This window comes from Streptomyces solincola, assembly GCF_002982015.1.
Lineage (GTDB): Bacteria > Actinomycetota > Actinomycetes > Streptomycetales > Streptomycetaceae > Streptomyces > Streptomyces solincola.
Genome location: NZ_PVLV01000017.1, coordinates 14,659 through 27,530, shown reverse-complemented (window position 1 = coordinate 27,530; position 12,872 = coordinate 14,659). Strand labels below are relative to the sequence as shown.

The 12,872-nt window shown below is 75.0% G+C and carries 13 protein-coding genes; 8 read left to right on the top strand and 5 right to left on the bottom strand.

From position 1 onward, the window contains the following. Positions 1-38: 38 nt before the first annotated feature. Both C6N75_RS01420 and C6N75_RS01415 read right to left on the bottom strand, forming a co-directional pair. Complete coding sequence (locus tag C6N75_RS01420) at positions 39-290, bottom strand: endonuclease/exonuclease/phosphatase family protein (protein ID WP_146132453.1); 252 nt, start codon at positions 288-290, stop codon at positions 39-41. A gap of 417 nt (positions 291-707) precedes the next feature. Continuing rightward, positions 708-1,934, bottom strand: a complete 1,227-nt coding sequence (locus C6N75_RS01415; protein WP_105866989.1) for a glycosyltransferase 87 family protein — start codon at positions 1,932-1,934, stop codon at positions 708-710. Positions 1,935-1,982: 48 nt separating this feature from the next. Here C6N75_RS01415 and C6N75_RS01410 point away from each other — a divergent pair, with 48 nt between their 5' ends. After that, the gene (locus tag C6N75_RS01410) at positions 1,983-3,125 is read left to right on the top strand and encodes a glycosyltransferase family 4 protein (RefSeq protein WP_105866988.1); all 1,143 of its coding nucleotides are present in this window, start codon (positions 1,983-1,985) and stop codon (positions 3,123-3,125) included. Between the two features lie 211 nt (positions 3,126-3,336). On the opposite strand, the gene C6N75_RS01405 is transcribed toward C6N75_RS01410, so the two are convergent. Continuing rightward, complete coding sequence (locus tag C6N75_RS01405; RefSeq protein ID WP_105866987.1) at positions 3,337-5,133, bottom strand: AMP-dependent synthetase/ligase; 1,797 nt, start codon at positions 5,131-5,133, stop codon at positions 3,337-3,339. A gap of 246 nt (positions 5,134-5,379) precedes the next feature. On the opposite strand from C6N75_RS01405, the gene C6N75_RS01400 reads away from it, so the two are divergent. From C6N75_RS01400 to C6N75_RS01375, 6 genes are all read left to right on the top strand, one after another. Beyond that, on the top strand, positions 5,380-6,147 hold the full coding sequence (locus C6N75_RS01400) for a metallophosphoesterase family protein (protein WP_105866986.1): 768 nt from the start codon (positions 5,380-5,382) through the stop codon (positions 6,145-6,147). Between the two features lie 90 nt (positions 6,148-6,237). Beyond that, a complete protein-coding gene (locus C6N75_RS01395; protein ID WP_105866985.1) occupies positions 6,238-6,684 on the top strand; it encodes an SRPBCC family protein in 447 nt (148 codons plus the stop codon). Positions 6,685-6,706: 22 nt separating this feature from the next. Continuing rightward, complete coding sequence (locus tag C6N75_RS01390; RefSeq protein WP_105866984.1) at positions 6,707-7,879, top strand: ArsA family ATPase; 1,173 nt, start codon at positions 6,707-6,709, stop codon at positions 7,877-7,879. 131 nt (positions 7,880-8,010) lie between these two features. Then, positions 8,011-8,538 carry a DUF5304 family protein gene (locus C6N75_RS01385; protein WP_105866983.1) on the top strand — a complete coding sequence of 176 codons (528 nt, stop codon included), beginning with the start codon at positions 8,011-8,013 and terminating at the stop codon, positions 8,536-8,538. Between the two features lie 84 nt (positions 8,539-8,622). Next, positions 8,623-9,564, top strand: coding sequence for an ROK family glucokinase (locus C6N75_RS01380; protein WP_105866982.1), 942 nt, complete (start codon positions 8,623-8,625; stop codon positions 9,562-9,564). Positions 9,565-9,621: 57 nt separating this feature from the next. Further along, on the top strand, positions 9,622-10,383 hold the full coding sequence (locus C6N75_RS01375; RefSeq protein ID WP_105866981.1) for an endonuclease/exonuclease/phosphatase family protein: 762 nt from the start codon (positions 9,622-9,624) through the stop codon (positions 10,381-10,383). Positions 10,384-10,401: 18 nt separating this feature from the next. Here C6N75_RS01375 and C6N75_RS01370 read toward each other — a convergent pair whose 3' ends face one another. Next, the gene (locus tag C6N75_RS01370; protein ID WP_105866980.1) at positions 10,402-11,004 is read right to left on the bottom strand and encodes a hypothetical protein; all 603 of its coding nucleotides are present in this window, start codon (positions 11,002-11,004) and stop codon (positions 10,402-10,404) included. After that, positions 10,997-11,800: an alpha/beta hydrolase gene (locus tag C6N75_RS01365; RefSeq protein WP_105866992.1), complete on the bottom strand. Its 804-nt coding sequence runs from the start codon at positions 11,798-11,800 to the stop codon at positions 10,997-10,999. The genes C6N75_RS01370 and C6N75_RS01365 overlap by 8 nt, the downstream gene beginning before the upstream one ends. Positions 11,801-12,094: 294 nt before the next feature. On the opposite strand from C6N75_RS01365, the gene C6N75_RS01360 reads away from it, so the two are divergent. Continuing rightward, complete coding sequence (locus tag C6N75_RS01360; protein WP_105866979.1) at positions 12,095-12,844, top strand: lysophospholipid acyltransferase family protein; 750 nt, start codon at positions 12,095-12,097, stop codon at positions 12,842-12,844. The last annotated feature ends 28 nt before the right edge of the window (positions 12,845-12,872 follow it).

The window sequence follows — 12,872 nt, the reverse complement described above, 5'->3', positions numbered from 1 at the left end:
CCGCCGCCCCGGGTGGGGCGGGGCGGCGGGTGCGGCGGTCAGCAGGTGAAGGTGGTGAGGACCGCGAGGTGGTCCAAGGGCCGGTCGCGGCCGCCGCCGACCGTCCTGGAGCCGACGGCCTTGAGGGTGGAGCCCTTGTAGAGGACGAAGTCGATGCGGTCCTGCGGCGCGGTGTGGTCGAAGTGCGTGGAGTAGATCCGGAAGCCCTTGATCCTGGCGGCCACCACGCCGTTGCCGGTGCCGGTGCCGGTCCTCCTGCTCGATGGGGAAGCGGGAGACGATGTCGACATGGGTGCCGGTGGCGGTGGTGTACCAGCCCAGCCTGTCGGCGATCCGCCGGGCGACGTCGCCGTTGGACTCCTGGACTGCCGGCGGCCGCGGGGGCGGCCGGTGCGGCCGTCGCGGAGGGCATGAGCATGACACCCGTGAGAGCGGCGAGGGCGGTCGCCAGGGCGGTGCGCGCGGGGGTGTGGTCCATGGGCGGAAACGAGCCAATCCATAGGAGCCGTCCGGGCGGGCCGGGCGAGGGTCGGATGACCGGTGGACGTCCGGTGGATGAACGCGGCCGCGAGCGGGCCCGGTCGGGTGCGGCCGGGCCCCGGCGACCGGTGCGGTCATCCTGAGGCGCTCGTTTGATCGAAGTCAATGCTCATGTATCACTTGAGCGAATTTCGATCAGACGTGCTCGCGGGGGCCCTCCCGCGGGCTCAACGGGGCTGGAGCTCCCGGCTGCCGTCCTCGGCCTGGGCCGGCAGCACCGCCGCCTCCCGCAGCCGCGGCTCGGTGACCGTGGTCCGCCACAGCACCCGGCAGGCGCTCACCGCGGCCGCCACCAGCAGCCCGTTGCGCACGCCGAGCAGCACGATGCCCCACAGGTCGCTGTGCACCACATGGGTGAACCAGATGGGGAACTCCAGCAGCGTCACGAACGTCGCCGCCAGCACCATCCTCGCCGCCGGACGCATCCGGCTCCCCTCGTGCGCCAGGCAGACCGCCGCGAGCCCGACCAGCCACACCAGGTACTGCGGACTGATCACCCGGCTGGTCGCGGTGAACAGCAGCACCGCCGCGAACGCCGCGTCGGCCGGCGTGGTCGGCCCGAACTCCCGGGCGCGCAGCCGCCACCACACCAGCCAGCCGAAGACCGCCACCGTCAGCAGCAGCGCGGCCCGCGAGACGACGGGCACCCCCGGGCCCAGGAACTCCACCGAGCCGTAGTTGAGCAGCACCTGCCCGTCCCAGCCGAAGTTGCGCGCCACATGGAAGACCAGCGAGCCCAGCGACTCCACCTCGGTGCCCCGGTCCCGCTGGAACGTCAGGAACGCCAGCGCCCCCGGCATCGCGGCCACGCACGCCAGCAGGGTCAGCGCTCCCGCCAGTGCCCCCGCGCCCCAGGCGCGCAGGGTCTCGCGGCCCCGCCGGGTGCCCGCCAGTAGCAGCGCCGGCCACACCTTCAGCAGCGCCCCGAACCCGGCCAGCGCGCCCATCACCGCCGGCCGGCGCGCGCCCGCCAGCAGCGCGGCCACCGCCACCGCGGTGACCATCAGGTCGTACCGCGCGTACACCGTCGGCCCCAGCAGCGGGACGCCGGCCACCCACACCCAGGCGCCCGCCGGGCTCCTGCCCGGCCGCCGGCCCGCGGACAGCAGCAGCCCGAACACCACCGCGTCGCACACCAGGCAGAGCAGGAAGAAGGCGTGCGGGTAGGAGAGGAACGGCAGCGCCCCGGGCGCGAGGATCGGCAGCGCGGCGGCCGGCGGGTACTGCCAGGTGACGTCGTCCAGCGGATACGTCCCGGTGCGCAGCACCTCGAACCAGCCCTGGTAGATCACCGACACGTCCGAGGTGACGTCCGGCCCGGGCAGGACCAGCACCTTGAAGACGCACAGCAGCAGGACGGTTCTGGTGGCGGCCCAGACGGCTGCGGCCTTCATGCCTACCTCAATCGGTCAGTGGTACGGGAGCGGGTACTGTCGGCGGCGATGCACAAGACCTTGATCGTAACCAACGACTTTCCGCCCAGACCGGGCGGAATCCAGGCATTCCTGCACAACATGGCGCTCCGGCTCGACCCGGAGCGGACCGTCGTCTACGCCTCCACCTGGAAGCGCGGCCGCGAGGGCGCCGAGGCCACCGCGCAGTTCGACGCCGAGCAGCCGTTCCGGGTCGTACGGGACCGCACGACCATGCTCCTGCCCACCCCGCGCGCCACCGCGACCGCCACCGCGCTGCTGCGCGAGCACGGCTGCACGTCGGTGTGGTTCGGCGCGGCCGCCCCGCTCGGGCTGATGGCCCCCGCGCTGCGCCGGGCCGGCGCCCGCCGCCTGGTCGCCACCACCCACGGGCACGAGGCCGGCTGGGCCCAACTGCCCGCCGCCCGCCAGCTGCTGGGCCGGATCGGCGAGTGCACGGACACGATCACCTATCTCGGCGAGTACACCCGGTCCCGCATCGCCCGGGCGCTCAGCCCCGCCGCGGCCGCGCGGATGGTCCAGCTCCCGCCCGGCGTCGACGAGAAGACCTTCCACCCGGACTCCGGCGGCGACGCCGTCCGGGCCCGGCTCGGCCTCACCGACCGGCCCGTGGTGGTCTGCGTCTCGCGGCTGGTGCCGCGCAAGGGCCAGGACACCCTGATCGAGGCGATGCCCGCGATCCTGGCCGCCCACTCGGACGCGGTCCTCCTCGTCGTCGGCGGCGGCCCCTACGACAAGGAGCTGCGCAAGCTCGCCGCGGCCACCGGCGTCGCGGACGCGGTGCGCTTCACCGGCGCGGTGCCCTGGTCGCAGCTCCCGGCCCACTACGGCGCCGGCGACGTCTTCGCCATGCCCTGCCGCACCCGCCGGGGCGGCCTGGACGTCGAGGGCCTGGGCATCGTCTACCTGGAGGCGTCCGCCACCGGGCTGCCGGTCGTCGCCGGCGACTCCGGCGGGGCGCCCGACGCGGTCCTGGACGGCGAGACCGGCTGGGTGGTGCGCGGCGGCTCCCCGGGCGAGGCCGCCGAGCGGATCACCGCCCTGCTCGACGACCCGGAGCTGCGCCGCCGCATGGGCGAGCGCGGCCGCGCCTGGGTCGAGGAGAAGTGGCGCTGGGACCTGCTCGCCGAACGCCTGGAAGAGCTGCTGTAGGAACCGAGCACGGGGCCGCCGCGGCCTGTGCGGTACGCCGAGGCGGTCGCCCGGCCGGTCGCCCCCCCCCGGCCGTACGAGGAGGGGGGCTGCCCCCCTCGGCGGCCCGGCCGCGTCGGTCGCAGGACCAGGGCCCGAGCCGGACCGCCCCCGCCCGCACGCGAAGGGGGCCGCCCACCAGGGCCGGCCCCCCTCCTCGTACCCCCGCGGCCTACGCCCCGTAGATCGCCTCGATCTCGTCCGCGAAGTCCTTCGCCACCACGTTCCGCTTCAGCTTCAGCGAGGGCGTGATGTGCCCCGCCTCCTCGGTGAACTGGTGCGCCAGCACCCGGAACTTGCGCACCGACTCCGCCTTGGAGACCGCCGCGTTGCCGTCGTCCACCGCCTTCTGCACCTCGGCCAGCAGCTCCGGGTCCTCCCGCAGCACCGCCGCGGTGACCCCGGCCGGCCTGCCGCGGTCGGCGGCCCAGCGGGCCAGGAACTCCTCGTCCAGGGTGACCAGCGCGCCGACGAACGGGCGGCCGTCGCCGACCACCATGCACTCGGCGACCAGGGCGTGCCCCCGGATGCGGTCCTCGATGACCGCCGGGGCGACGTTCTTGCCGCCCGCGGTCACCAGGATCTCCTTCTTCCGGCCGGTGATCGCCAGATAGCCGTCCTCGTCCAGGGTGCCGATGTCCCCGGTGTGGAACCAGCCGTCGGCCAGCGCCTCCGCGGTGGCCTTGTCGTTCTTCCAGTAGCCGGCGAACACGTGCTCGCCGTGGATCAGCACCTCGCCGTCGTCGGCGATCCGCACCACTGACCCCGGCAGCGGCTGGCCCACCGTGCCGATCTTCTGCCGGTCGTACGGGTTGAACGCGGTCGCCGCACACGTCTCGGTCAGACCGTAGCCCTCCAGCACGGTGAAGCCGATGCCCCGGTAGAAGTGGCCGAGGCGCTCGCCCAGCGGCGCGCCGCCGGAGATCGCCGCCTCGCAGCGCCCGCCCAGCACCGCGCGCAGCTTGCCGTACACCAGCTTGTCGAAGACCAGGTGCTTCAGCCTCAGGGCGAGCGAGGGGCCCTGCGGGGTCGACAGCGCGCGGCTGTAGGCGATGGCGGTGGCCGCCGCCTTGTCGAAGATCGCGCCCTTGCCGTCGGCCTGCGCCTTGGCCCGCGCGGTGTTGTAGACCTTCTCGAACACCCGGGGCACGCCGAGGATCAGCGTCGGCCGGAAGGACGCCAGCTCCTCGGTGAGGTTCTTGATGTCCGGCACGCAGCCGATCCGGATCGGCGCGAGCACCGAGGCCACCTCCACCAGCCGCCCGAAGACGTGCGCGGCGGGCAGGAACAGCAGCACCGAGCACTCGCCGGTGCGGAACAGCGGCTTCAGCCGCTCCACCACGTTGCCGCACTCGGCGAAGAAGTTGCGGTGGGTCAGCACGCAGCCCTTGGGGCGGCCGGTGGTGCCCGAGGTGTAGACGATGGTGGCGACGTCGTCCGCGCCGGCCGCCGAGGTGGCCTGGTCCACGGCCGCGTCGGCGACCCCGGCTCCGGCCGCCACGAGCTGGTCCACCCCGGCGGCGTCCAGCCTCCACACGTGCCGCAGCTCCGGCAGGTCCGCGCGGACCGACTCGACGGCCGCCGCGTGCGCCTCGCTCTCCACGATCACCGCGACCGCGCCCGAGTCGCCCAGGATCCACTGCACCTGCTCCGGCGAACTGGTCTCGTACACCGGCACGGTGACCGCGCCGGCGCTCCAGATCGCGAAGTCGAGCTGCACCCACTCGTAGCGGGTCCGGGAGATCAGTCCCACCCGGTCGCCGGGCCGCACGCCCGACGCGATCAGCCCCTTGGCGGCGGCCCGCACCTCGGCGAGGAACTCCGTGGCGGTGACGTCTCTCCAACCGCCCTCGACCCGGCGCCCCAGGACCGCGGTGTCCGGGTGCTGCGCGGCGTTGCGGTGGATGAGATCGGTCAGATTGCCGTCCGCGGGGACCTCGTACAGGGCCGGAAGGCTGAACTCGCGCAAGACTGCTGCTCCTCATCGGGCGCCGGCGCCACGGCACTGCGGGGGTCGCTCCGGCACGACTGGACTGCCCGGACGTTACCCACCGGTATCGGTTCCCGGTAGGGGCGCAGGCCAGATGTTCTCTGCGTCACACACCGGCTCGGGTGCTCCGCGCACAGTAGTCCACCCGGCGGATCGCCGCGAAGTAACCGCAGGTCCGGCGGCCCCCGGTCACCACGGCGGGGTCAGGTCCTAGGGTGGGGTGCCATGCGACTCCACGTGGTCAGCGACGTACACGGCAACGCCCGCGACCTCGCCCGGGCCGGCGACGGCGCCGACGCCCTCGTCTGCCTCGGCGACCTGGTCCTCTTCCTCGACTACCGCGACCACAGCCGGGGCATCTTCCCCGACCTGTTCGGGACCGAGAACGCCCACCGGATCGTCGCGCTGCGCACCGCCCGCCGCTTCGAGGAGGCCCGCGTCTTCGGCGCCGCCCTCTGGGCCGAGCTGGGCGTGGACCGGGCCGCCGCCATCGAGCAGGCCGTCCGCCGGCAGTACGCCGAGCTGTTCGCCGCCTTCCCCACGCCCACCTACGCCACCTACGGCAACGTGGACATGCCGGCCCTGTGGCCCGAGTACGCCGCCCCCGGCACCACCGTCCTGGACGGGCAGCGCGTCGAGATCGGCGGCCTGGTCTTCGGCTTCGTCGGCGGCGGCCTGCGCACCCCGATGCGCACCCCCTACGAGATCTCCGACGAGGAGTACGCCGCCAAGGTCGAGGCCGTCGGCGAGGTCGACGTGCTGTGCAGCCACATCCCGCCGGAGGTGCCCGAGCTGGTCTACGACACCGTCGCCCGCCGCTTCGAACGCGGCAGCCGCGCCCTGCTGGACGCCGTCCGCCGCACCCGCCCCCGCTACGCCCTGTTCGGCCACGTCCACCAGCCGCTGGCCGCCCGGATGCGGATCGGCGCGACCGAGTGCGTCAACGTCGGGCACTTCGCCTCCACCGGCCGCCCCTACGCCCTCCAGTGGTGAGCCGCGCCCCCTGCCCTGCGAAGACGGGCACATCCACGCGATAGCCTTTCGACCCACACACCCGTATGAGGCGCCACGGAGGAGCCAGCGATGGCGGAACACACCAGCTCCAGCATCACGATCGAGGCGTCGCCGGCCGATGTCATGGACGTCATCGCGGACTTCGCCCGCTACCCGGAGTGGACCGGCGAGGTGAAGGAGGCCGAGGTCCTGGAGAAGGACGACGCCGGCCGCGCCCGCCAGGTCCGGCTGCTGCTGGACGCCGGGGCCATCAAGGACGACCACACCCTCGCCTACACCTGGACGGGCGCCCACGAGGTGAGCTGGACGCTGGTGAAGTCGCAGATGCTGCGCGCCCTGGACGGCTCCTACCGGCTCGCCCCGCTGGACGGCGGCGCCCGCACCGAGGTCACCTACCAGCTCACCGTGGACGTCAAGATCCCCATGCTCGGCATGATCAAGCGCAAGGCCGAGAAGGTCATCATCGACCGGGCGCTGGCCGGGCTGAGGAAGCGCGTCGAGTCCACCGCCCGCTGACCCCCGGGCCGGACCCCTCCCCATGCGCACCCTGCTGGTGACCGGCCCCGGCGGCTCCGGGCACCCCGCCGTCGCCGCCGCCACCGCCCTGCGCGCCGCCCGCGACGGCCGCCGCACCCTGCTGCTCACCCCCGACCGCGAGACCGCCGCCGCCCTCGCGGACGCCGCCGCCCCGGGGCCCGGGGACGGCCCGGCGGCCCGGCCGACCGTACGGCTGCTGGACCCGGCCGCCCACTTCCGCACCGAGTTCCTCGACCTCCAGCGCCGCTGCGCACCCGCGCTCGACCTGTTCGGCGCCGCGCCGCTGGCCGCCGAGGAGCTGACCGAGCTGCCCGGCGCCCCCGCCTTCGCCCTGCTGGCCGCGCTCGCCGGCCTCGCCCGCGCCGAGGACGCCCCCGAGCTGCTGGTGGTCGACCTGCCGCCGCTGCCCGACGCCGTCGCCCTGCTCGCCCTGCCCGCGCAACTCCGCCGCTACCTGCGCAGACTGCTGCCCGCCGAACGGCAGGCCGCCCGCGCGCTGCGCCCGGTGCTGGGCAAGCTGGCCGGCGTCCCGCTGCCCGCCGCCTGGCTGTACGAGACGGCCGCCCGGCGCGACGCCGACCTGGCCGCCGCCGAGGAGCTGCTCGCCGCCCCGGACACCAGCGTCCGACTGGTCGCCGAGCCGAGCCCGGACACCGTGCGCGCCCTGCGCGGCGCCCGCACCGGGCTCGCCCTGCACCAGCTCGCGCTGGACACCGCCGTGGCCGTGAAGCTGCTGCCCACCGCCTCGCCCGACCCCTGGCTGGCCGCGCTCGCCGCCGGGCAGCAGGCCGCCCTCAAGGACGTGGCCGGCGTCCTGGACGGCCCACCGCCGCACGAGCTGGCGCACCCCGGGGCCGCCGACGACCCCGCGACCCTGCCCGCGCCGCCGCCCGACCCGGCGCCGGCCGCGCCCGCCGAGGAGTGGACCATCGAGGACCACCGGGCCGACGACGGCGTCCTGGTCTGGCGCATCCCGCTGCCCGGCGCCGCCAAGACCGACCTCGGACTCGTCCGGCGCGGCGGCGAACTCGTCCTCAGCGTCGGCCCGTTCCGCCGGATCGTGCCCCTGCCCGCGGTGCTGCGCCGCTGCACGGTGGCCGGCGCCGGCCTCGCCGACGGCGTCCTGCGCCTCCGCTTCACCCCCGACCCGGCGGCCTGGCCGCGCGAGCGGTGAGCCGACCGGGGCGGCCGGTTCCCGCGTACGGGCGGCCCGGCCCGGCCCGGTTCGCGGTACCGTCGTGAGTGCCATGTGAGCACCGCGAGAGTGCCACGCCACACCGCAGGAGCACGCCGCAGGAGTACGCCATGAGCGATGCCACCCAGCGTCCCGACGCCGACGCCTGGGCCGACGCCTGCGCCGAGGACCTCGCCGCCGAGCAGGCCCGCCGCCGGGGCGCCGGCGCCCCGCCGCCCGGCGCCGCCGCCGAGGAGCTGCGCAAGCTCGTCGACGCGGTCGCCGACAAGGTCGCCTCGCTGCGCACCCCGCTGCTCGGCGCGGCCGCGCAGAGCGCGGTCCGGCAGTTCGTCGACCAGGCCCGCTCCGCCGTCGAGCCGGTCGTCGAGCGCAACCCGCGGGTCTTCGACCACCTCGCCGCCGCCGGCACCGAGCTGCTGGCCGCCTACCGCTCCGCCGTCCAGGGCCAGGAGGGCCGCTGGACCGCCGGCCCCTCCGGGTCGCCGGGGAGCGGCGGACGGCCGGGCGCCGACGACCCCGGCCCGTCCCGTCCCGGCGACCAGGGCCCCGGCCCGGTCCGCCGCGGCGAGGACGGCCCCGGGCCGGTCCGCCGCGACGACGAGGGCCCCGAGCCGGGCGAGCGGATCGACCTCGACTGACCGGACCGACCTGGACTGACGGGGCGGCACCAGCCCTCGGGTACGGTGGGCCGTAGCGGGGCTCGACCGAAAACTGAGGGACACATGGGACTCACCATCGGCGTCGACATCGGCGGCACCAAGATCGCGGCCGGAGTGGTCGACGAGGAGGGCAGCATCCTCGACATCCACCGGGTGCCCACCCCGCAGACCGCGGACGGCATCGTCGACGCGATCTGCGCCGCCGTCTCCGAGGCCGGCAAGGGGCACGAGGTCGAGGCCGTCGGCATCGGCGCGGCCGGATACGTCGACGACAAGCGCGCCACCGTGCTCTTCGCGCCCAACATCCACTGGCGGCACGAGCCGCTGAAGGACAAGGTCGAGCAGCGCGTCGGGCTGCCGGTCGTGGTCGAGAACGACGCCAACGCCGCCGCCTGGGGCGAGTACCGCTTCGGCGCGGGCAAGGGCCACGACGACGTCATCTGCATCACCCTCGGCACCGGCCTCGGCGGCGGCATCATCATCGGCAACAAGCTGCGCCGGGGCCGTTTCGGCGTGGCCGCCGAGTTCGGCCACATCCGGGTCGTCCCCGACGGCCTGCTGTGCGGCTGCGGCAGCCAGGGCTGCTGGGAGCAGTACGCCTCCGGCCGCGCCCTCGTGCGGTACGCCAGGCAGCGCGCCAACGCCACCCCCGAGAACGCCGCCATCCTCCTCGGGCTCGGCGACGGCACCCCGGACGGCATCGAGGGCAAGCACGTCTCCGAGGCCGCCCGGCAGGGCTGCCCGGTGGCGGTCGACTCCTTCCGCGAGCTGGCCCGCTGGGCCGGCGCCGGCCTCGCCGACCTGGCCTCGCTCTTCGACCCCTCGGCGTTCATCGTCGGCGGCGGCGTCTCCGACGAGGGCGAGCTGGTCCTGGGACCGATCCGCAAGTCCTTCCGCCGCTGGCTGATCGGCGGCCAGTGGCGTCCGCACGCCCAGGTCCTCGCCGCCCAGCTCGGCGGCAAGGCCGGACTGGTCGGCGCGGCCGACCTGGCCCGCCAGGGCTGACCGCACCCCCGCCCTCGTACGGCGAAGGGCTCCGCACCGCGTGCCCNNCGTGCCCCCATGCCGATCACCGAGCTGCCCGACCTGCCCAACTCCCGCACCGAGCCCGACGGTTCGGCCGTCGTCCGGGTGCTCAGCTACAACGTCCGCTCGCTGCGCGACGATGAGGACGCGCTCGCCCGGGTCATCCGCGCCTGCGCCCCCGACCTGGTGTTCGTCCAGGAGGCGCCCCGCTTCTTCCGCTGGCGCAAGCACGCCGCCCGGCTCGCCGCCAAGAGCGAGCTGGCCGTGCTGACCGGCGGGGCCACCGCCGCCGGACCGCTGCTGCTGTGCTCGCTGCGCGCCACCGTGGAGCGCACCCAGGACGTGCTGCTGCCGCTCACCCCCGGCGAGCACCGCCGGGGCCTGGCCACCGCGGTCGTCCGCTTCGGCCGGGCCCGGCTCGGCGCGGTCTGCGTCCACTTGAGCCTGCGCGCCGACGAGCGCTACGAGCAGGCCGGAAGGGCGATGGAGGCGCTGGCCGCGCTGGACGTGCCGCACGGGGTGCTGGCCGGGGACGTCAACGACCTGCCCGACGGCCGGGCCTTCCGCAGACTGGCGGCCGGGCTGACCGACTGCCGCACCGCCCGCCCCTGGGGCGGCGAGCTGACCTTCTCGCCGGACGACCCGCGCCGGCGCATCGACGCGGTCTTCGCCACCGGCGGAGTGGAGGTGCTGGGCTGCGGGGTGCCGCGCGGCCTGCCCGGCGTCCGCGACGCCGACCTGCGCGCGGCCACCGACCACCTGCCCGTCCTCGCCGCCCTGCGCCTCCCCGCCGCCTGAGCGGGACGCGGGGCCCGGTCAGACCACCGCGCCGCGGCCCGGGTCCTCGTCCTCCTCGTCGCCGCCGGGGCGCATCCGGGCCACCAGCGTCGCCACGCCGCCCAGGAACCCGCCCACGCACAGCGTGGTGAGCCACCAGGTCATGTCCCACTCCAGGACCGCGGCCAGCAGCATCAGCACCGGCCCGCCGACCACGCCCAGCCAGGCGAACCGGGCGGCCGCATCGCTCTCCGGCAGCTCCGGCGGCTCCGGCGGGACGAAGTGCCCCTCGTCGCTCTCGTCGAGGTCGTCGTCCTTCGCCGCGGCGACCTCGTAGTCCCGCGGGCCGGCCATCCCCACACCCGGGGCGAAGACCACCGAGCTGCCCAGCGGCTTGTCCGTCTTGCCGGCGTCCTCACCGGCGTCCTTGCCGCCGCCCTGGCCGGCGTCCCCGCCCGCGACCGGGCCCTCGGGCAGGCCGTTGACCTCGTCGCCGGGCAGCGCCAGGTCCTCCACCGGCTTGAACGGCTTCGCACCCGGGGGGTCGGCCGGCTCCTCGCCGTAGCCGGCGACGATCGCGGCCCACGCCGCCTCCTCGTCGAACGGCTGCTCGTCGCGCTTGTCCGCGTGCTGCTCAGCCACCGGTGCTGCTCCCTCCCCGGGCCGCCGCCGGCGGCCCCGCCGGGCCGGCGCCCGCGGCGAGCCGGCCGATGAACGCGTGAGACTCCTCGAAGATCCGCTCCGCGTCGTGGTCCAACGTGGCGACGTGGTAGCTCTGTTCCAGCACCACCTCGGTCACGTCCAGCGACGAGATCCGGCCCAGCACCCGCGCCGAGTCCACCGGCGGCACCACGTGGTCCACCGCGCTGTGCATCAGCAGCACCGGCTGGGTGACCTGCGGCAGCTCGGTGTCCACCAGCCTCAGGAAGCGGACCAGCGAGTACGCCGCGTGCAGCGGCACCCGGTCGTAGCCCAGCTCGACCACGCCCTCCTTGGCGATGTCGCCGACCAGCCCCGGCTGCGAGGGCACCAGATGGCGGACCACCGGCAGCACCCGCACCCCCGCGCCGTGCACCTTGTTCGCCGGGTTCACCACCGCCACGCCCGCCACCGCGTCGCCGTGCCTCGCGGCCAGCCGCAGTGCCAGCGCCCCGCCCATCGACAGCCCGAGCACGAACACCCGCCGGCACCGGGCGGTCAGCGCGCGCAGCTCCCGGTCCACCTCCGCGTACCAGTCCTGCCAACCGGTGAGCTGCATGTCCTGCCACCGGGTGCCGTGCCCCGGCAGCAGCGGCAGCGACACGGTCAGCCCGCGGTCGGCCAGATACCGGGCCCACGGGCGCAGCGACTGCGGCGATCCGGTGAAGCCGTGGCAGAGCAGTACGCCGACCTCTCCGCCCTCGTGGCGGAACGGCTCGGCTCCAGGGAGCACCGGCACCGGCATCTCCTGTTCGGGTTCGGGTCACACGGGCGGGAAGGACGGCCGGGACCCGGCCGCCGTCATGAAGGGGAACGCCCGGGCAGGACACGACGTGCCCGGGGGCGTATCTCACCGTACGCGACCGGGGTGACACCGACCAGAGCCGCCGCCGCACCGGACCCCGCCGCCCCGCGCCCGGTGCGCTCCCGACCCGCGCCCGCCCGTGCGCCTGCGCGCGCCGGACCGGCGGCGGCACGGGTTAAGGTCTCATCGACGCAACAGCAGGAGGCACCCGAGTTGATCTACGGCGCAATGAAGTTCTCCATCGGAGGCTCGCTGAAGCTCGCCTTCCGGCCCTGGGTCGAGGGGCTGGAGAACATTCCCGCCGAGGGGCCGGCGATCCTCGCCTCCAACCACCTCTCCTTCTCGGACTCCTTCTTCCTGCCGGCCGTGCTGGACCGCAAGGTCACCTTCATCGCCAAGGCCGAGTACTTCACCTCACCGGGCCTCAAGGGCAAGCTGACGGCCGCGTTCTTCAAGGGCGTCGGCCAGCTCCCGGTGGACCGCTCCGGCGCCCGGGGCGCCGGCGAGGCCGCGATCCGAAGCGGCATCGAGGTCGTCGAGCGCGGCGAGCTGTTCGGCATCTACCCCGAGGGCACCCGCTCCCCGGACGGCCGCCTCTACCGCGGCAAGCCCGGCGGGCTCGCCCGGGTGGCGCTGGCCACCGGCGCGCCGGTCATCCCGGTCGCCATGATCGACACCGAGAAGATCCAGCCGCCCGGCAAGGTCGTGCCCAAGCTGATGCGGCCCGGCATCCGGATCGGCAAGCCGCTGGACTTCAGCCGCTACCACGGCATGGACGGCGACCGCTTCATCCTGCGCTCGGTCACCGACGAGGTGATGTACGAGATCATGAAGCTGTCCGGCCAGGAGTACGTCGACGTGTACGCCACCGCCGCCAAGCGGCAGATCGCGGACGCCGAGAAGGCCGCCCGGGAGGCGGCGAAGGAAGCCGCCAGGGAGGCCGCCCGCGAGGCGAAGGCCGCCGGCAGGGAGGACTGACCACCGGTCGGTCCTCGACACACACGGG

Bases quoted from the DNA above. Each gene is read 5' to 3' on its own strand.
- C6N75_RS01420 (WP_146132453.1), bottom strand. From the start codon at position 290: ATGTCGACATCGTCTCCCGCTTCCCCATCGAGCAGGAGGACCGGCACC.
- C6N75_RS01375 (WP_105866981.1), top strand. From the start codon at position 9,622: ATGCCGATCACCGAGCTGCCCGACCTGCCCAACTCCCGCACCGAGCCC.
- C6N75_RS01395 (WP_105866985.1), top strand. From the start codon at position 6,238: ATGGCGGAACACACCAGCTCCAGCATCACGATCGAGGCGTCGCCGGCC.
- C6N75_RS01385 (WP_105866983.1), top strand. From the start codon at position 8,011: ATGAGCGATGCCACCCAGCGTCCCGACGCCGACGCCTGGGCCGACGCC.
- C6N75_RS01410 (WP_105866988.1), top strand. From the start codon at position 1,983: ATGCACAAGACCTTGATCGTAACCAACGACTTTCCGCCCAGACCGGGC.
- C6N75_RS01360 (WP_105866979.1), top strand. From the start codon at position 12,095: ATGAAGTTCTCCATCGGAGGCTCGCTGAAGCTCGCCTTCCGGCCCTGG.
- C6N75_RS01415 (WP_105866989.1), bottom strand. From the start codon at position 1,934: ATGAAGGCCGCAGCCGTCTGGGCCGCCACCAGAACCGTCCTGCTGCTG.
- C6N75_RS01380 (WP_105866982.1), top strand. From the start codon at position 8,623: ATGGGACTCACCATCGGCGTCGACATCGGCGGCACCAAGATCGCGGCC.
- C6N75_RS01390 (WP_105866984.1), top strand. From the start codon at position 6,707: ATGCGCACCCTGCTGGTGACCGGCCCCGGCGGCTCCGGGCACCCCGCC.
- C6N75_RS01400 (WP_105866986.1), top strand. From the start codon at position 5,380: ATGCGACTCCACGTGGTCAGCGACGTACACGGCAACGCCCGCGACCTC.